Annotated in this window: 18 protein-coding genes; 11 read left to right on the forward strand and 7 right to left on the reverse strand. The window is 67.6% G+C overall.

What is annotated here, in order from left to right; genetic code table 11:
- The first annotated feature begins 32 nt into the window (after positions 1-32).
- A complete protein-coding gene (locus DLJ59_RS37580) occupies positions 33-179 on the forward strand; it encodes a Uma2 family endonuclease (protein WP_244236171.1) in 147 nt (48 codons plus the stop codon).
- 310 nt (positions 180-489) lie between these two features.
- Positions 490-978, forward strand: coding sequence for a hypothetical protein (locus tag DLJ59_RS22735; protein WP_124774635.1), 489 nt, complete (start codon positions 490-492; stop codon positions 976-978).
- Positions 979-1,032: 54 nt separating this feature from the next.
- Here DLJ59_RS22735 and DLJ59_RS37585 read toward each other — a convergent pair whose 3' ends face one another.
- From DLJ59_RS37585 to DLJ59_RS22750, 3 genes are all read right to left on the reverse strand, one after another.
- Positions 1,033-1,980 (reverse strand): hypothetical protein, encoded by a 948-nt coding sequence (locus DLJ59_RS37585; RefSeq protein ID WP_244236172.1) that lies wholly within the window; start codon positions 1,978-1,980, stop codon positions 1,033-1,035.
- A 96-nt stretch (positions 1,981-2,076) separates the two neighbouring features.
- Positions 2,077-2,328 (reverse strand): hypothetical protein, encoded by a 252-nt coding sequence (locus tag DLJ59_RS22745; protein ID WP_124774636.1) that lies wholly within the window; start codon positions 2,326-2,328, stop codon positions 2,077-2,079.
- Positions 2,325-2,624 (reverse strand): DivIVA domain-containing protein, encoded by a 300-nt coding sequence (locus tag DLJ59_RS22750; protein ID WP_124774637.1) that lies wholly within the window; start codon positions 2,622-2,624, stop codon positions 2,325-2,327. Before DLJ59_RS22750 ends, DLJ59_RS22745 begins: the two co-directional genes overlap by 4 nt.
- A gap of 232 nt (positions 2,625-2,856) precedes the next feature.
- Between DLJ59_RS22750 and DLJ59_RS22755 the strand changes: the two genes are divergently transcribed.
- On the forward strand, positions 2,857-3,744 hold the full coding sequence (locus tag DLJ59_RS22755; RefSeq protein WP_124774638.1) for a helix-turn-helix domain-containing protein: 888 nt from the start codon (positions 2,857-2,859) through the stop codon (positions 3,742-3,744).
- Positions 3,737-3,940: a DUF397 domain-containing protein gene (locus tag DLJ59_RS22760; RefSeq protein ID WP_124774639.1), complete on the forward strand. Its 204-nt coding sequence runs from the start codon at positions 3,737-3,739 to the stop codon at positions 3,938-3,940. Before DLJ59_RS22755 ends, DLJ59_RS22760 begins: the two co-directional genes overlap by 8 nt.
- A 40-nt stretch (positions 3,941-3,980) precedes the next feature.
- Here the strand turns inward: DLJ59_RS22760 and DLJ59_RS22765 are convergent, their stop codons facing one another.
- Positions 3,981-4,454, reverse strand: a complete 474-nt coding sequence (locus DLJ59_RS22765) for a hypothetical protein (protein ID WP_244236173.1) — start codon at positions 4,452-4,454, stop codon at positions 3,981-3,983.
- 273 nt (positions 4,455-4,727) lie between these two features.
- Between DLJ59_RS22765 and DLJ59_RS22770 the strand changes: the two genes are divergently transcribed.
- Positions 4,728-5,231, forward strand: coding sequence for a hypothetical protein (locus tag DLJ59_RS22770; RefSeq protein WP_124774640.1), 504 nt, complete (start codon positions 4,728-4,730; stop codon positions 5,229-5,231).
- 210 nt (positions 5,232-5,441) lie between these two features.
- Here DLJ59_RS22770 and DLJ59_RS22775 read toward each other — a convergent pair whose 3' ends face one another.
- Complete coding sequence (locus tag DLJ59_RS22775; RefSeq protein WP_124774641.1) at positions 5,442-7,607, reverse strand: UvrD-helicase domain-containing protein; 2,166 nt, start codon at positions 7,605-7,607, stop codon at positions 5,442-5,444.
- 267 nt (positions 7,608-7,874) lie between these two features.
- Here DLJ59_RS22775 and DLJ59_RS22780 point away from each other — a divergent pair, with 267 nt between their 5' ends.
- A complete protein-coding gene (locus DLJ59_RS22780) occupies positions 7,875-10,874 on the forward strand; it encodes a class I SAM-dependent methyltransferase (RefSeq protein WP_208648798.1) in 3,000 nt (999 codons plus the stop codon).
- Between the two features lie 214 nt (positions 10,875-11,088).
- On the opposite strand, the gene DLJ59_RS22785 is transcribed toward DLJ59_RS22780, so the two are convergent.
- Positions 11,089-11,487 carry a hypothetical protein gene (locus tag DLJ59_RS22785; protein ID WP_124774642.1) on the reverse strand — a complete coding sequence of 133 codons (399 nt, stop codon included), beginning with the start codon at positions 11,485-11,487 and terminating at the stop codon, positions 11,089-11,091.
- Positions 11,488-11,602: 115 nt separating this feature from the next.
- Here DLJ59_RS22785 and DLJ59_RS22790 point away from each other — a divergent pair, with 115 nt between their 5' ends.
- The 5 genes from DLJ59_RS22790 (at position 11,603) to DLJ59_RS22810 (ending at position 16,234) form a co-directional block, all read left to right on the forward strand.
- A complete protein-coding gene (locus DLJ59_RS22790) occupies positions 11,603-11,875 on the forward strand; it encodes a hypothetical protein (RefSeq protein ID WP_124774643.1) in 273 nt (90 codons plus the stop codon).
- Entirely contained in the window at positions 11,868-12,479 is a 612-nt protein-coding gene (locus DLJ59_RS22795; RefSeq protein WP_124774644.1) for a DUF6879 family protein, read from the forward strand. Before DLJ59_RS22790 ends, DLJ59_RS22795 begins: the two co-directional genes overlap by 8 nt.
- Positions 12,480-12,483: 4 nt before the next feature.
- On the forward strand, positions 12,484-14,868 hold the full coding sequence (locus tag DLJ59_RS22800; RefSeq protein ID WP_208648799.1) for an ATP-binding protein: 2,385 nt from the start codon (positions 12,484-12,486) through the stop codon (positions 14,866-14,868).
- 297 nt (positions 14,869-15,165) lie between these two features.
- A complete protein-coding gene (locus DLJ59_RS22805; protein WP_124774645.1) occupies positions 15,166-16,047 on the forward strand; it encodes a helix-turn-helix domain-containing protein in 882 nt (293 codons plus the stop codon).
- Positions 16,040-16,234 (forward strand): DUF397 domain-containing protein, encoded by a 195-nt coding sequence (locus DLJ59_RS22810; RefSeq protein ID WP_124774646.1) that lies wholly within the window; start codon positions 16,040-16,042, stop codon positions 16,232-16,234. The genes DLJ59_RS22805 and DLJ59_RS22810 overlap by 8 nt, the downstream gene beginning before the upstream one ends.
- A gap of 83 nt (positions 16,235-16,317) precedes the next feature.
- Here DLJ59_RS22810 and DLJ59_RS22815 read toward each other — a convergent pair whose 3' ends face one another.
- Positions 16,318-17,877, reverse strand: a complete 1,560-nt coding sequence (locus DLJ59_RS22815) for a serine/threonine-protein kinase (RefSeq protein WP_124774647.1) — start codon at positions 17,875-17,877, stop codon at positions 16,318-16,320.
- Positions 17,878-17,885: the final 8 nt, after the last annotated feature.

Consider the following 17,885-nt stretch of genomic DNA (forward strand, 5'->3'; position numbering starts at 1 on the left):
TGGTCGTGTGGAGCAAGGCTCAGGCAGACGCCGTGTGGCTACCGGTCGCCTACGTGCTCCTCGTGGTCGAGATCGTTTCGCCCGTCTCCGAGGGCGTCGACACGGTGACCAAGCGCAGCGAATACTCCGCCGCCGGCGTCCCCCAGCAGTGGGTGGTGGAGCAGCCCTGCTGGTCGTAGCGAAGACGACCGCTGGTCACGGCGACGTGCAGCCCGTACCGGAGCAGCTTGTCGATCTTTTCGGTGCGTCGGCGGTGACCGAGCCGCTCCAGGCCGGCGCGTAGTGGCCGTTCCTCGCCCATGCTCGGTAGGCCCTGCGGCGCGGCCACGAAGGCGCTCGCCACCTCCTCGGGCGGCATTTCCTCGAACGCCCAGTCGTTGCTCGCCTGAGTGACCCGGTACCCGCGGTACGTCTGTGGGTCGCCGCCATGAGGCCGGGCGTACCGTACGGCGATCTTGGAAGTCGTACGTCTGAGGCAGGATGTGCGCCATGACGACGCAACACCAGCACCTGGTCTACGGCCACTCCACGGCGCACGACTGCCTCGCCTTCGCCGACGCCGGCACCGCGACCGAAGAGGCCGCGGAGATCCGGGCGCTCACCGCCGCGCGGACATGGGGCGAAGCCCGGCAGGTTCGAATGACCCACCTGCCGAACCCCGCAGGCCCGGAATACCACGAGCCGGAGGACGGGTACGCCGACGACAAGCCCTTCGACATCACCAAGGTGGGTGCGGTCGAGGACGGCAACTGGCCGCCGATGGTCACCGAGCGGGCGTTCACGGTGCTGCCGCAGGACCTGCAGGACCGGTACGGCAAGCGTCAGGTCACCGTGCACAACGGCGACTACCTTGAGATCGCGGTCGCCGGTGAGGGCGAGCTGGTCGCCGAGCTGCGGGTACGCGGCTACGAGGTGACCCGCGACGACGCGCTCATCAACCTGCTCGACGGCTTCGACCTGGGCTCACCCGCCGCTTGAGCAGTCACGGAGACGCCCGCGTCGCCCGGGGTGAGCCGGCGTCTCCGTGGCTGGTCAACGTCGGCGCTTGTTCAGACTCGGAAGGCCACCGGACACGGTCCGCACGCTGCCGTCCGGGTTGCTCCGGCCTGGCTTCGGTTGAGCCTCCGTCACCCGTCGCCCGGCGAGGTCGGAGGCCCTCAGGTTGACGACAACCCGGTCCGGCCGCTGCCAGCTCCGTAGCTGGGTCAGGGCGTGCTGGCTGTCGGCGATGCCGGTGAGCGAACAAATCGCCGGCATCGCGCGGGACGGCTCAGCGAGCAGGAGATGGGCGACGTCCGCTGGGGTCAGATTGCGTGGCAAGGCGTCGCCGGCCGGGACGAGGGAACCGTGGATCTCCCCATTCTCCAGCCACAACCACACCGGCCTCCGGCCATCGCCGGGTCGCATCACCGACGTTGTCGACCGGGCGCTCAGCGTGGCGCTCGGCTTGGTGCGCAGGTTGGTGCTCGGCGTGGTGCGCAGGTTGGTACCCGGCGTGATGCTCGGCGTGGTCGAGGCCTGCCTGGACGCAAGGTGAGCGCGTAGGGCAGCCGCCAGCTGCGCCCGTCGCCGCGCCAGGGCCGCAACGTCGGCCGCCGGGCGGGACAGGGCCGCAACGTCCGCCGCCGGGCCGGACAGGGCCACCTGGTCCGCCGGTGCCTTCGGACGGGGTTGCGGCCGTCTGGTCGGGGCCGCTCGCCGTTTCGCCGCTCGCCATTCCTCCATGAACCAGCCGGCGAAGGTCCACTGCTCCCGGGTGAAACTGACCGGAATGACCTCGCTCAGGTCCGGTGCCGACGGGTCCTGAACGGAGAGTTGGGCGTGCCGCTTCGCCTGGTCGGTTGCGGTGAATGACCCGATATCGAGGATTTCGGCCAGCGGTATCCGCCTGACGTAAGCCCTCGGCCACGGCAGCAAGCGCCAACGCCGGAGGACAAGGTGCTCCTCCTCGAACCTGGCGTCCCAACGCCGAACGGCCATCTCCCGCCACCTCCAGTGCTGCGCACGCTAGCGGCCTGATGATCATCACCGCACTCGGCACAACGGGCAGTTCAGATGTCGGATCGTCCGGTTGTGTCAGCGACGTAGGCGGCGGGAGCAGTCGCCGTCGTGTCCGTCGCGCAGGAGGCAGCGCCGGCCGCCCGGCATTCGCAGGTCGCAGAAAACCCGGTGGCGCAGGAACTGCTGGTCCTCCTCAGAGACGGTCGTCTCCCCCGGGTCCGCCATCGGCAGCACCAGCATCCACCGGCCGATGACCCGGGCCAGGCGTTGCGCGGCAGACAGGTCGTTGGCAACGACGGGCAGGTGGATGACGTACCGCTGGCTCATTGGGCCCGGCCCCGCTCGTTGCGGGCGCGGGCCTGATCGGTCTGCCAGCGACGCAGGCCGGCCTTGATCCGGGCGGTCTCGCGGCGGCTCTCGGCGAGAGCGGCGTAGACCGCGGCCATGTCGACGGCGACCCGGTCGAGGAAGGCGTACACGTCGTCGGGGTTCAGACCGCGACGTCCGAGCCCGGTCGGTGGGAAGCGGCGCTCACGCACCTGCCACGGCAGCAGACCGGTGTACGCGGCGGAGCGATACGTCGCACCACTCGGCGGCTCCGGTCGCTGATTGCTGGCGTTCATGTCTGCCTGCCTTCCTGCTGCGGAGGGGCGAGGGGTGTTCGGGGAAACACGGCGGCCGTTCGGGGGGACCGGCCGGCCGCCGTGCTGTGATCAGCCTGCGACAGTCCGCAGTGGAAACGCAACGTTCCACACCGCAATTTCGCCGTTGTGCATTGACTTTCTTTGCTGAAACCCGTAGGAGTTGCAGGAGCAAGTCACGCAGTGTTGCGTGATGGAACCAGGGAGTGTGCGGATGCCCGAAGACATCGGATCGACAGTGCCGCGCCGGCAACTCGGCCGGCTGCTGCGACAGTTCCGCAACGAGGCCGGAGTGACACTCGACGCCGCCGCCGAAGCCCTCGAATACAGCCGGCAGAAGATCTGGCGCCTCGAATGCGGCCAGGGCTCCGTCCGGGTGCTCGACGTCAAGGCCATGTGCGAGCTGTACGGGGTGTCGCCCGAGATGACCGAGGCGATGCGCGGCCTGGCCACGGAGACGAAGTCGAAGGGCTGGTGGCACGCGTACGGCGATGCGGTGCCGAACTGGTTCGAGCTGTACGTCGGCCTGGAATCCGCCGCTTCGCGGCTCAGAGGCTTTGACGAGTCTCTGATCCCCGGCATCCTGCAGACCAAGGGCTACGCCGACGCGCTGATCCGGCGCGGCAGGATCCTCAGCGACGAGGAAAGGGAGCGCGCCGTCCAAGTAAGGCTTCAGCGGCAGGCGCTACTCGTCCGGCGGCTTCCTCCGGCGCCACGGCTGGAGTCGGTTTTGTCGGAGGCAGTGCTTCGACGCAAGGTCGGCGGCCCCAACGTCATGACCGCGCAACTCGACCACCTACTCAGGGTGTCAGAGTTACCGAATGTGTCCGTCCGAGTGCTACCACTGGCGGCGGGGCCACACCCCGGCGCGGTCGCCGGTACCGTCATGATCCTCGACTTCCCGCCCACCAAGGGCGGCAGAGCAGCCCCGGAACCGTCTGTCGTCTACAGCGAGTCGCTGACCGGTGCGCTCTACCTCGACAAGCCCGACGAGTTAGCCGCATACGAACGCGTCTGGGGAGGGCTGGATGCGATGGCCCTCGGCGAGGCAGAATCGAAAGACATGATCAAGAGAATCTCCGGGGAGATGCGGCATGACTGACCTGACCGGCGCCGTCTGGCGCAAGAGCACCCGCAGCGGCGACAACGGCGGCGCCTGCGTCGAGGTCGCGACCAACCTCCCCGACACTGTCGCCGTGCGCGACTCGAAGGATTCCACGGGACCGCTACTCACCTTCACCGCTCAGGCATGGGCCGACTTCATCGCGGCTGCCAAACGGGAGGGCCGCCCCAGCTAAAGGTCGGCTTCGCCGATGATGCGCGGCCTCCTCCAGTCGGTCACCAGTCACGTGCCCAGTCCGGCGGCGGTACGACGGCGAGGTGCGGCTCTCCACTGATCGGTTCGAGAGCGTGCACCACCCGCAGATGCCCGTCGGCCGCTGCGTCCTCGTCGATGAGGACTCGGCCACTACTGCCGTCGGTGCCGACCAGCAGCCACCGGCTGGGATAAATGCTGCCGTCGTCGACCAGCGCGCGCACCCCGAAGGTCCGGGCCAAGGTAACCGCCAGCTCTCGTTCACCCTGACCGATGGCGTCAGCAAGGTCGGTGTCACCGGTCAGGATCCAGCCGAACTCCTCGTCCTCCAGGGGAGCGCTGAGCATGGCAACCGGCCGAGGGTCATCGACAGCTCGATCCTCGACGCGTCCCACGTAGACAGCATCCGGTGAGATGCCGTAGCCCTCGGTCAAAAATCGGCAGAGCGCCCCGGCGGGCACTTCCTGCTCGAAGTGGATCTGATAGCGCACACTCACCCCCGGTAGCTCCCGTGGTGGCCGAAGGCAGCCAGCACGCATCCAGCAGTTGCCCCGACGTCGGGTGCCATCGTACGTCTGTTGCGCCTGCGGTAATTTCGCGTCGATGATGGACTTTAATCGAGCGTCACCTTGCGCAGCCGCAAGCCTTTGTCCGACCAACGACAGAGTTAAATGCGAGCCGGATAGCTGACAGGGCAACTCTTCGACCACCACGCTAATCTGCCTTCGGCGGTTCCGCTGAAACACGCGACCATTTCAAAGGAGAATGTCATGTTCATCGTGGCGACCCAGGATCCAAAGACGCGCGGTCAGTCTGAAGCTCCCGAATCGGGCGCGGATGCGTGGGGTGCTCTCCTACCCATCGACGCCGGCCTCACGCAGGCCGAGGCGGATCGGCAGTTGGCTACCTACCTGGCCGGGGTGCAAGCGGGCGAGCCGCTGTGCATCCGCGCGCACGGCAACGACGAGGAGATCGGCGACGCCGAGGCCGGCGCGAAGGACTGGGGCTGGACGTACAAGAAGCTGGCCCGGATGCTGGCCACCCACCTGACCGCCACCCCGAGCGTCGTCCTGATCCGGTCGTGCGCCGAGGAAGTGACCAACTTCCCCACCCAGATGGCGGTCCGCCTGGAGTCGAACTGGCCGGGCGCGAACCACCTCGACGGGGTCGTCATCTACGGCTACAACACGTCTGTCAACATCAGCACACCAATCCCCACGCCGCAGCAGCTCACCAAGAACGTCCAGGTCCAACCGGTCATCGTCTCGTTGTAATTTGCGGCTGCGTCTGACAATTCATCTCGGCGTCGCAGACGGCATCGGCGCTGACCGTCTGGCCCGCATTCCCTACGACCTGCAAACCTCATCCCACACCATTCCACCCCCGACAGCACGCCAATCAACTGCGCTCGAAAGTTGCGCTTCAATGGCTGCTGTCGGGGGTGTCCCGTTACGGCAATTCCAACGTTCGGCTGGCGGCGGGGCCTACCGCTGCGGCGACGACGCCGTATCCGAGACGAACGGCAGGAACGGGCTCGGCGTCCCGCTCCAAGACACGGATAAGGCCTCCCTGGCCCGGGTGCTAGCAACGAACATCAGACAACGTTCCCGGAGCAGGTCGTTGTCGTGCTGCAGCTGGTCCACTTCAGCCGGCGTGATCTCCTTGGCGAACGGCACCGCCCGAGCAGTGACGCCTACCATCGCGACACAGCGAAACTCCAGACCCTTCATGGCGTGCATGGTGGCGAGGCGCACCCCGTCGATGTCCGCACCTGGCTGGTCCCGAACGAGCGCGGACGGAATTTCGGCGTCGGCCAGCGCGTCGCGCACCGCATTCAGCGTCAGGTTGAAGCGGGCGCAGACAGCGATCTCGTTGGCCGCCACACCCTGCCTCAACCACTCCCCCACCCGCTCCACGAGCGCAGCGACCTCAGCCTGGCTGGTCGGATACCCGGCGGAGTGAGGTCGCTTGCCGTGCAACAGCGATCGGTAACCGGCGAGGGTGTCATCACCGTCGCCACCGAGGCCCTCGATCCGCGCGCCGACGAGCACACCAGTGGACCAGGCGAGGATCTCCTCGGTGCTGCGGTAGTTGACCCGCAGCCGGCTGCTGCGCCCGGTTACGGAGATGCCGAGCGCGCCCAGCGAGACCCGGGAGTCATAGATCCGCTGATGTGGGTCTCCGGTGATGAAGAGGTCATCCGGGCCGGGGGCCACCGCGGCGCGCAGCACCCGCCACTGTGCGGGGTGCAGGTCTTGGGCCTCGTCGACCACGACATGGTCGTACCCGTGGATGGTGCGGTCGGCGCCGTCGAGCAGCTGCGCGGCCCGCGCGCAGATCTGCAGGTGAGTGCTGGTGCCGGCGGCCGACACCTCCTTCTGGAACATCTCGACGGCGTCCCACACGCGGTCGCGCTGCCGCGGCCCCAACGCCGACCCGCGGCCGCGTCGGCTGGCCGCCCGGTAGTCCTCGCGGCTCTGCACACCGTGGGCCAGGATGACGTGGCGGAACTCCTGCGCCAGGAACTGCTCGGTCCACGGCAGGGTCAGCCTTCGGCACACCCGCCGCCAAATCTGCCGTTCGTCAACGTCGCCGATCGGGGTCGGCACCCGCCCGGCGAGGGCCCGCACGGCGCGGTTCGCGAAGGCGTTCACCGTGGTCACCTCCACCCGAGCCAGTTGCTCCTCGTCGTTGAGGAGTAGCGCCAGGTTTTCCCGCAAGGCCGCGGCCAAGGCATTCGTGTACGTGGTGAGCAGCACCCGACTATCGGGCGTACGCGACAACAAGTGCTTGACCCGGTGCAGCGCCACCACGGTCTTGCCCGTACCCGGCCCACCCGTCACCTGCGCTGGCCCGTTGTAGGAGACGCGGTAGGCGACCCGCCGCTGCGACGGGTGGAGGAAGACACGCCAGGCCGCGAAGGGCTTGTCGAGGATCTCGGCGAGCTCGTCCGGTCGGGTCACCAGGGTGATGCGGCTCTTCGTGTTGGCGATGGCCGCCGCCAGGCTCTCGCTCGGCTCCGGCGTCGCGTCCGCCGGCCGGCGCTCGGCCACCACGTCGCCGTAGACCTCGTCCGGCGAGAAGCCCTCGGCGAGGTACTGCAGAACCTCGAACTGGTCTTCGGGCAGCAACGTGCCGAACGCGTCCAGCTGAGCCCTGTCGGTGACCGTACGGACGGCACGCAGCACCTGGTCGTCGATGCCAAGGTCGCGCAGCACCGTGTTGGAGTGGCGGGCGAACAGCAGCGTCGGCGCCTCCGCTGCGGCCTTCTCCAGCGCTGGGGTGAGCTGTTCGATGGCGACGACGTTACGGACCTCCAGCGCCCGGGTCGCCGTGTTGACCGTGTAGATCCGCTTCGCGGCCCAGGTGTACGCGTCGTCGTGCGGCACGACGTTGAGCAGCAGGAAAGTGTCGCTGCCGTCGTCGGGCGCCAACACCACCCCGCGCCAGAAGTCGGTGACCCGGATGGTCCGCATCCGCGGATCGCGGGCGTTGTTCACCGACTCCAGGTGCAGGCCCTTGTCGGCGTGCAGCTCGGCGATGGTGAGCAGCTGGAACTTCTCCATCGCCTTGCGTACGCCGGCCTTGACCGGCTTTGCCAGAACGTCGTAGCTCTGCCAGAAGGTGTTAGCAAAGGCGAGCTGCGGCACGGTCGGGGCCTCCTGCGTGATCGCTCGGCGCGCGGATGCGACCCTACCGGCCACGCTATCGGTTTCCATGCCTACCTGAATCCCATCACTACCCGTAGCTGTCCATAATCTGACAGCGATTCGCAATTTCTTGAATCCGACGAGTCGTTAGATCCACACTGGTACATGGCCCGCTCGGACGGTACGCCAGATGGAAGCCGCAGCCGCCAGAAACCGCCTCGACCGGAGGTGCCCGCGCCCGACGGCCTTCCCCCTTCGTTGCAGCCGTTGTTGGCGCGAATCGCCGATCGCCTGGCCGCCCGTAGCGAAGCAACCCTGCAGGCCGACATTCGACAACTCCTGCTGGCCGGCGATTTCGGCCTCGCTGAGGCCCACCTCGACGTTGACCTCGAAGCTCAAGCCGGCGGTGGCAGACGTATCGACATCGAGGCTGGTTACACAGTCATTGAGGTCAAGCGACGACTCCAGAACGGACGTCCGCTGCAGGAGGCCGAGCGGCAACTCGGCGGCTACGTTCGCTCGCGGAGCCACGAGAGCAGCCAACGGTACGTCGGCATCCTCACCGACGGGGCCACCTGGCGTGCGTACCAGCTAACCGGCGACTCGCTGACCCTCATCGACACCCACGCGTTGGCTGCCACTCGCCCCGACGGGTTGGCCCTCTTCTACTGGCTTGAGGGCGTGCTGGCAACGAGTCACCGGGTCCGGCCGGCACCCGCCGAGGTTGCCCGTCGTCTTGGCGCCGCGAGCACCTCCCACAAGCTGGATCGCGCTGCGCTCGCCGCACTCTACGAAGAGCACGCGCAGGTCCCAACCGTAAGACTGAAACGGCAACTCTGGGCGGGGTTGCTGGACAGCGCGCTCGGCACGCAGTTCGTCGACGACCCGGACCTCTTCGTCGAGCACACCCTGCTGATGAACAGCGCGCACATCATCGCGCACCTGGTCGTCGGCATCGACGCCATGGATCTGCAGCCGCAGGACCTCATCACCGGGCAACGGTTCGACCAGGCCCGCATCCTCGGCGTGGTCGAGCACGACTTCTTCGGTTGGACCACGGAGGTGCCCGGTGGTCGCGAATTCGTCCAGGGGCTCACTCGGCGGCTTGCCCGGTTCGATTGGCCCCGAGCCGACCACGACATCCTGAAGGTGCTCTACGAGTCGATGATTGGCGCCGAGACGCGCAAGCGGATGGGTGAGTACTACACCCCCGACTGGCTCGCCGAGCATCTGGTCGACACCGTCGTCACCGATCCGCTGCGGCAACGGGTGCTGGACCCCGCTTGCGGCTCCGGCACCTTCCTTTTCCACGCCGTACGCCGGTATCTTGCTGCCGCCGAGGCGGCCGCCGTTCCGCTCGACACCGCGTTGACACAGCTCACCAAGCATGTGGTTGGCGTTGACCTGCACCCGGTCGCCGTGGCGCTCGCACGGGTGACCTACCTGCTCGCCATCGGCCACGAGCGGCTGACTGATCAGCGCGACGCCATCACCATCCCGGTCTACCTCGGCGACAGTATGCAGTGGAGGGAACGACACGACTTGTTCAGCGAGGAACATGTGCGGATCAGCGCCGGCTACAACGCGAACGAGGTCGAGGAATGGCTCCGTTTTCCGAAGGACCTACTCAAGGAGCCGAGCCGCTTCGACCAGGTCGTCGCCGGCCTGGCCGGCATCGCGGCGAAACCGAGAGAGGGCAACGGTCCGCCGTCGCTGAACGCGTTCTTCCATCGGATGAAGATCGGGACCGACGATCAGCCGATGATCCTCAGCACCTTCGAGGCGATGTGCCGGCTGCACGACGAGGGGCGCGACCACATCTGGAGCTACTACCTGCGTAACCTCGCCCGGCCCGTCTGGCTCGCCTTGAGAGACAACCGGATGGACGTCCTGATAGGTAATCCGCCGTGGCTCGCCTACCGCCACATGCCTCGGGACATGCAGGCAAGGTTCAGAGAACTGTCCCGCGACCGCGGGCTATGGCACGGCCGAGAGTTCGCGACCAACCAGGACCTCTCAGCCCTGTTCGTGGCGAGATCCGTCCAGCAGTACCTTCGGTTCGACGGCTCGTTCGCTTTCGTCATGCCCAACTCGGTGCTCGATCGCGAATACTTCAAAGGCTTCCGCAGCGGGTGGTACGAAGACCCCGCCGAGCCTGCCGGTATCGCCTTCGCTGGTTCCTGGGACCTACGGCGACTCCGCCCTCACCCCTTTCCGCGCGGCGCCGGCGTCGTCTTCGGCCGGCGGGCCACCCTGAGCACCTACCGGCGCCTCTCCGCGGTGACCGAGCGTTGGGCGGGACGCCTACCGGCGAGCATCCGGTCTTGGCACGAGGTCGAGCCTCTCATGACCCGTGAGCCAGCCAATCTGGTCGCCGGTGGGTCGCCCCTCTCCGAATCACCGTACAAGCCACGGTTCACGCAGGGCGCTTCGATCGTGCCGAGGGTGCTCTTCTTCGTTGAGACGGACACCGGTGGGCGGCTCGGGCTCGGTGCCGGGCGCCACGCCGTGCGCTCGGCGCGCAGCAACCTGGAGAAGACGCCGTGGAGGGACTTGCCGGCGCTCGAAGGCGTCGTGGAGAGCGAGTTCATCCGGCGGGTGTTGCTCGGTGAGAGCCTGCTGCCGTACCGGATCCTGCCGGCGAGGCAGGCGGTGCTCCCGATCGACGGCTCCACGCTGATGTCCGGGCCGGGATCGCGGCTCGACTACTACTTCGGCCTCGCCGAGTGGTGGCGGCAGGCCGAGGCCACCTGGGAGGCGCACCGCAGCAGCCGACGCCTCAACCTGACCGAGCAACTCGATTTCCGGCACAAGCTGACCGCGCAGTTTCCGACGCCACCCCTGCGTCTGGTCCACGGCAAGGCGGGCATGCACGTCGCCGCCGCCGTCGTCGACGACCCGACCGCGATCATCGATCACAAGCTCTACTGGGCCCCGATCGCAAGCTGGGAGGAGGGCCACTTTCTGTCCGCAATCCTGAACAGCGCCGTTCTCACCGAGCTTGTGCGACCGATGATGTCCTACGGCAAAGACGAGCGGGACATTGACAAGCACGTATGGAAGCTGCCCATTCCTAGCTACGACGACGCCGACCCGACGCATCAGCGACTCGCCGATCTTGGCCGTGAGCAGCGCCAGACGATCGCCGGGCTCAACTTGACTGAGGGCATGAACTTTGTGGCTATGCGCCGCCGCATCCGCGTCGTGCTGGGTCAGCATCCGGCGACCTCGGAGATCGAGGCAGTCATCAGAGCGATGTTGGGATGACGACCATGCGCAGGCCACACCTTCTCATGATCTGCTGCGGCGACTCGCCGAGCATCTCGAAAGCGTGTGCCAGCGCCCGCACCTTGCAATGCACTCCTTGAGCGCGTCGAACTCGGCGCGGTTCTACTGCCAGGCCGGGCCCACCAGGCCAATCGCGAAGCCGGTCAGGGCGTCGAGAACGGTGGTGACCGATCGTTCCGTTCGGTACGGAGCGTCAGTGCCGCGAGGGGCGGCCGCCGAGATTGATTCCGCCGTGGACGTCGCGCGCCTGCACTACCGGCCCGTGCACGTCGCCGGAGATCGAGTTAGCTACACCGCCAGCACCTTCGGCGACGGTGGCCTCGATCTGTGACCACCGAGCGCGCAACTCAGCCCCAAAGGCCACGTCGCGGCGCGACTCACTGTCGAGCAGCTCGGCGAGGCGGCCCACCGCCTCTGGCGAACGCTGTTGCAGGGCCTCTTCGACGGCAGCACGCGACGCCGACTCGTGCTGAAACCGGGTGCGCAGAAAGCCGATCAAGGAGGACACCGCCGCCCGCCCACTCTGGGCCAGCTCGGTCGTCGCCCACGCCACGAGCGTCGTCGCCGCAGTCACCATGATCGGGTCGGTCACAATCCGCCTCCCGCCATCGCCCTCGGCTCGTAGAGACGAACACGGGGCATCATCAATTAAGAGCCTTCGATGTTACCTTGGGTGCTCGCGCGGACACTCAACCTCGGAGGTCGTCATGAGCGGACAGCGCTGGGAAGCGGACCCTACCGCCGAGCTGACCCGCCGTTGGGGGAAGTCCTCCCACGAGCTAGGCAACACCTCCGGCGACGGCAGCTGCCCCGACGTCTGGGAGTTGAGCAACGGCGACATCGCGGTGATCGGGCAGGACCTCACGGAGGCCTACCAGGGACGACTTCCCGCCGACGTCTCGGTCGATCCTGGCGAACGACTTATCATAATTCCCCGATCGACAATGATCGCGGCGAAGGTGGACATACCTGATGCATGACCTGTTCCATGGGGATCCCGGTGAGCTGCTCCGCCTGGAGGACTACTGGGCGGACTTCGACGATCGGTTCTGGCGGACCAGTGTTCCGGGGTTCTGGAAGCTGGAACGTCAGCAGACCTTCAAGGAGCCCGGCGACGAGGGATGGCAGGCGTTCGCCGACGGGCGATGGGAGCATTCGCTGCGGGTCCTCGACGCGCGCCGCCCCGATTTCCAGAGCTACTACCGGCGGATCGCGGAGAACGGCTTCGCCACCCGCCGGGTTCGGGTTGTCGAAGAGCCACTCACGCCGTACCTCCAGTGGGAGCTGCACGTTCTGCGTCTGCGGCACGAGCACGGCGGCCTGACCCGCGTGGTCGGTGCGGACGCGGTGGCGTCGGCCGAGGCGAGCGGTCAGTTGCCGGAGATCTACACCCTCGGTGCCGAGGTGATGTACGAGGCTGTCTACGACGCCGACGGCGTGTTGGCGGCTGCCCGCCGCTGGCGCGACCCCGAGCTGGTAACGAACTGCCAGTCCTTCATCGAGTCGCTCTACCGAAGCGGCCAGCCGCTGGACGAGTATTTTGCGCGTGTGGTGGCACCGATGGGGCCTCCCCACGTGGGGTGATTAGGTGGAAGGCGTCGGTTCGGACGAGCCCGGGCAGCGGCCGGTTCAGGTGAACCGGTCCGAGCTGTCCGGCTCGGCGGAGCTGGTCCAGGCCCGCGACGTGTACGGCGGTGTGCACTTCCACGGCGAGGTGGATTCCCAGGAGCGGCCGCAGCAACTCCCCGGTGACGTACGAGGTTTCGTCAACAGGGTGGAGGAGCTGCGAACGCTCAACCGGCTGCTGACCGAGGGGGATCAGAGCGTCGATGTCAGCCTGTCGGTGATCACCGGGACGGCTGGAGTCGGTAAGACCTCGATCGCCCTACGCTGGGCGCACAGCGTCCGGAACAAGTTCCCGGACGGGCAGCTCTACGCCAACCTGCGCGGTTACGATCCGGGCGAGCCGGCGCAGCCGGATCAGATCCTCGACCGCTTCCTGCGGGCCCTCGGCGTTCCGTCCTCGGCGGTGCCAGCGGATCTGGATGGTCGGGCGGCGCTGTACCGTTCGCGCCTGGCTGGTCGGCGCGTGCTGGTGGTGTTGGACAACGCCGCCAGCGCACGTCAGGTACGCCCGCTGCTGCCTGGCACGGATCACTGCCTGGTCGTGGTCACCAGTCGGAACATGCTGTCCGGGCTGACCACCCGCGACGGAGGCCGACGGCTGACGCTGCGAATCCTGGCCGAGGACGACGCCGTCACCCTGCTTCGCGACGTCACAGCGCCCTACCGCAGCGGCGACGCCCCCGCTGAGCTGACCGAGTTGGCGCGACTCTGCGCCCGGTTGCCGCTGGCGCTGCGTATCGCTGCCGAGCGCGCGGCAAGCCGGCCATTCATGCCGCTGGGCGAGCTCATTCAGGATCTACGAGACGAGTCGGCCCTGTGGGACGCGCTCACCGCCGAGGAGGACGAGGAGTCCGACGCGGTGCGGGCGGTCTTCGCCTGGTCCTACCGTGCGCTGAGCCCGGCGGCCGCCCGACTGTTCCGGCTGCTGGGGCTGCACCCCGGCCCGGACCTCAGCGCCCCGGCCGCCGCCGCGTTGACCGGTGTGACACTGGCCCAGGTACGGCAGCCGCTCGGCGCTCTGGTTAGCGCGCACCTGTTGGAACAGACCGCGCCGGGACGCTACCAACTCCACGACCTGCTGCGCGCCTACGCGGTCGACCAGGTTCGACACCTGGAGAGCGCAGAGGAACGGCAGGCGGCACTGCGCCGAGGGCTGGACTGGTATCTACACACCGCCGATGCCGCGCTGGCCAGCACGTTGCCCTTCAACCGGACCGTACCGTTGGGCCCGCCGAGCGACGTCAGGCCGCTCACCTTCGCGACCAACGCCGAGGCGGACGCCTGGTTCGACGTCGAACGGGACAACCTGGTGTCCGCCACGCGAGTTGCGGCCGGCGCCGGCCTACCGCGGACTGCCTGGCAATTGGCTGCGCTGCTACGCAGCGTCTTCATGCATCAGAACGCCTTCGAAAGTTGGTTTGCCACGGCCCGGATCGGGCTGGCGGCAGCGCGCACGCTCGCCGACCGGCGCGGTGAGGCGGAGGCGTTGGAAAGCCTCGGCAAGGCTCACTTTCAAGCCCGCCAGCTCACCGAGGCCGCCGAGCACCATCAGGCCGCACTGGTCATCCGGCGGGAGATCGGCGACGAATACGGCATCGCAGTGTCAATCAACGCGCTCGGGTTGCTGGACCTGCGCCACCGTCACCTCGGCGAGGCGCTCAGCCACTTCAGGGCGAGCCTGGCGATCTTCGAACGACTCGGCAACCGGCGGTGGCAGGCCCTGCTGCTCAGTAACCTCGCCGAGACCCGCTACGAGCTGGGTGAGTTGACTGAGGCGGCAGCGCTCCTGGAGCAGGCGCTCGCGGTGCAGCGGGAGATTGACGACCGGGCGCAGGAGGGCAATTCGCTCTTCTTCCAGAGCATGATGCTGCGGGAACTCGGCCGTACCGACGAAGCGCTTGCCGCCATCGAGTCGGCCATCGCCATCGCCGAGGGTGTGAGCCAGGTGTGGCTGGGGCACTGGCTGGTGGAGCACGCGCGGGTGCTGCGCTCCTCCGGTCGGTCCGCCGAGGCGCTGGAGGCCGTGCACCGGGCGGCCACGATTCAGCGTCGGCTCGGAGACCGCAGCCGCGAGGCAATTGCTCTCGACGGGGCCGGCGAGGCGTACCGGGAGCTGGGGCAGGCGGACGAGGCCATCGCCTTTCACCTGCGTGCGGCAGCGGTGCACCGGCAACTCGGAGACGTTTGGCAACTCGCCCTGACGCTGCATCATCTGGCTACCGCGCTGACGGCGGCAGGACGCGCCCAGGAGGCCGGCCAACACTGGCGGGAGGCTCAGGCCCTGCTGACCGGGTTCGACGATACCCGTGCTGCCGCGCTTCGCGAAGGCATCACTGCGTCGCTATAGACCACCAATAAGCAATACGCTTTCCATCAGTCGTGATCGGCCCAACTCCATCACAGCCGGTCGGGACCGTCTCGCCGCGACGGAGTCCGCAACACCATTACACCCTCGACAGTACGCCGATAAGCAGCGCGTGGGAATCGCGCGCTGATGGCTCCTGTCGGGGGGTGTCTTGTATGGTCAGTGGCGTGTTGATCCTGCGTGACAGTGCCTATAGAAATTGATTCCTGGGCAACGATCACGCGTTTCACCGATGGCGTCCGGATGTAACAAAATGCAACACGGAGAGGACGGGAGCCGATGGCCGACGACATGGGATCAACAGTGCCGCGACGGCAGCTCGGGCGAGCGCTGCGCGACCTACGCACCGAGGCGCGGATGACGCTGGACGGCGCGTCCGAGGCGATGCAGTTCAGCCGGCAGAAGCTGTGGCGCATCGAGACCGGCCTCGGCCCGGTCCGCTCGGTGGACGCCAAGGCCCTGTGCGAGCTGTACGGGGCGACGTCAGACCTGACCGGCGCTCTCACCTCCCTCGCCGCCGAGACCAAGGCCAAAGGTTGGTGGCACTCGTACGGCGACGCCGTCCCCGACTGGTTCGAGCTCTACGTCGGCCTGGAATCCGCCGCGTCCTTCATCCGCCGCTTCGATGAAGCACTCATTCCCGGACTGCTTCAGACACGCGCCTACGCCATGGCGATCTACCAACATCGCCACGAGGTGACGGAAGAGGATCGCCTGCGCTTGGTTGACATACGACTGCAACGGCAGACCCTCCTTCACCGGCGACTGCCGCCGGCACCCAAGCTCGAAGTGATCCTGGCCGAGGCAGCACTACTCCGCAGGGTTGGCGATGCGGCAACCATGGCCGACCAGCTTCGTCGCCTACTGGAGGTCGGGCAGATTCCTAATGTCTCGGTCCGAGTCCTCCCGCTGACGGCCGGAATCCACCGAGGCGCTGAGGCGGGGACCTTCGTCATCCTCGACTTCCCACCCGGCAATCGGACCACCCCCGAGCCGCCGGTTGTCTACTGCGAATCGTGGACCGGAGCCCTGTATCTGGATCGACCAGAGGAGTACGAAGCCTACGAGCAGGTGTGGGCGGGCCTCGATGACTTGACGCTCGATGAGGCACAATCGAGCCAACTCATCAGTAAGATCATCGGAGAGGTCCACCATGGCTGATTTGATCGACGCCCAGTGGCGCAAGAGCACCCGCAGCGGCAGCAACGGCGGCGATTGCGTGGAGGTCGCCGACAACCTGCCCGGCCTCGTCGCCGTACGTGACAGCAAAGACCCGGCCGGACCCGCACTCGCCTTCTCCCCCGCTGCCTGGGCCAACTTCGTCCGAGCCACCAAGTCTGGGCACTGAGCCGTACGCCAGGCGGGAGCGCGGCCCGCATCCCTACCGGACGCGCTCCCGTCGCCCAACGGACCCGGACGTCGCGGTCTTTGCTAGAGGTCGGGTCCACGCCTGATCTGGGCGATCCGACTGTCCAATGTCCTGACGTGGGCGGAGCCCAACCCGTACTCCGCGACGAGAGCAGGCCGAAGCGCCTCGAGATGTCGAAGACCCTCGCTCGTACGGCCTACGGCGGGCAGCATCATGCCGAGGCGGTAGGTGGCGTCCCGGTGCAGGGGGTCGTACGGCTCGGCGAGGGCGAGGAAATTGGAGAGCTGCTTGACGGCCTCGTCGATGTTGCCGATCTCGGCGTGACTGACGCCCGAGTAGTAGTGGAGAACGGCCAGGTCGTCGCCAGCGTCTATCTTTGGGAGGATCTCGTCGAGGACGGCCGCCACCCGGCTGAACTCGTCCGCGAACCACAGCGTCGAGGCTAGGGCCACCTGCATCTCCAGCTTCAACGCCGGATCAGCGGCGGCCCGCCCCACCGCCTCGTCAAGCAGATCGATCGCTTGCTGGAACTGCGATTCCTGGACCAGGTCGCCGACCCGCTGCTGGATCTCGATGGCCTCGTCGACGCTCAGCGGCGCCGAGGTCGTCGACGTCGGCTTCGGAGCGGGGGCGGCTCCCCGCTGACGGGGCGCGGGTGCGAGTGGGCGGAGGAAGGGACGGCGCGGGTCACGGTTTCCGCCGGGGCCAGCGGGACCGGGCTGGGCGGCGATCGGAAGCAGCGTCTCGTAGACGTCCTCCGCCGAGGGGCGGTCAGCGGGCCGCTTCGCCAGCATTCGCGCGACCAGGTTGTCGAGGTCGGAGGGCACGTCGGCGCGCAGCGCCCGTGCCGTCGGCGCCGGGGTGTTGACATGGTGATCCTGGTAGGAGCGGCTGGTTGTCTCCACGAACGGCACCCGCCCGGTGAGGGCCTCGTACAGGACACACCCCAGCGCGTAGACGTCGCTCGCCGGCCCAACAGGGTTGCCCAGAACCTGCTCCGGCGGCATGTAGGGCGGACTGCCGACGGTCAGGCCGACCTGGGTCAGTCGTGGGAGGGCACTCGCGCCGCGCAGGATGGCCACCCCGAAGTCGAGGACCTTGACCACTCCCCCGTCGCTGACCATGAGGTTCGTGGGTTTGATGTCGCGGTGGACGACGTCGACCCGGTGGACGTCCACAAGGGTGGCCGCCACCTGGGCGGTGATGGCGACGGCCCAGGTGATCGGCCACGGGTCGGCGGCATAGGTCCGGGAGGCGATGAGTTCTGCGAGCGTCTGCCCATACACCAGCTGCATCACCAGGTAGATGCGGCCGGTCGACTCCTCGACCCCGAAGTCGTACACCGCAGGGATGCCTGGGAGTTCGAGGCGGGCGGTCGTGCGGATCTCCCGCAGGAACCGCTCCCGGTCTGCCGCCACTGCCTCGTTGAACGCCGCGCTCTCCGCGCTGCCGAACGTCACCGCCGGGCCGGGCGTGTTCCGCATCAGCTTGATCGCCACGCGCCGGTCCAGGTGCCGGTCGTAGCCGCTCCAGACGGCACCCATGCCGCCGCTACCGATCGGCGCGTCGACGCGGTACCGGTCCGCGAAGACCCACTCCTCAGGCGGTATCACGTCGCTCACCGCGCGCG

Origin of the sequence: Micromonospora inaquosa (assembly GCF_003857055.1) — a bacterium.
Taxonomy (GTDB): domain Bacteria; phylum Actinomycetota; class Actinomycetes; order Mycobacteriales; family Micromonosporaceae; genus Micromonospora; species Micromonospora inaquosa.